The sequence below is a fragment of the Vibrio sp. HENC-03 genome, assembly GCF_000305755.2.
Lineage (GTDB): Bacteria > Pseudomonadota > Gammaproteobacteria > Enterobacterales > Vibrionaceae > Vibrio > Vibrio owensii.
Genome location: NZ_JH976053.1, coordinates 1 through 325, shown reverse-complemented (window position 1 = coordinate 325; position 325 = coordinate 1). Strand labels below are relative to the sequence as shown.

1 protein-coding gene is annotated in these 325 nt (G+C 48.0%); it reads left to right on the top strand.

All coding sequences use genetic code 11. The features are described from left to right. On the top strand, nucleotides 1-259 hold a 259-nt coding region (locus VCHENC03_RS23180), incomplete at its 5' end, for a DUF1293 family protein (protein ID WP_009704421.1). Nucleotides 260-325: the final 66 nt, after the last annotated feature.

Below are 325 nucleotides of genomic sequence, written 5' to 3'. Positions count from 1 at the left end.
CTCGGAGAAATTCAAGCGTCGCACCATCGGTGAATCTGGCGACGTAAACCCGCAATGGGATCAACCGTTGATGATTGAACACAGTTACGCCCTGCTTCTTGAACGCACTGGCGCTCTGGTTCCTCGTCGTGAGTACCAATTGCAACTTGAAATCAATCCAGAAGATCCATTGGCGGGTGCCATCGTGACAGCGCTTATCCCTGTCGACCCAGAACTTAAAAAGCACTTCGAAGCTTCAATGAAATCCGTTCAAGGTTAGAAAAATGTCTGTATGCGTCACCGTTGTTAACCAGTACGGCAATTTAAAAGCGACGAAAACTCACGT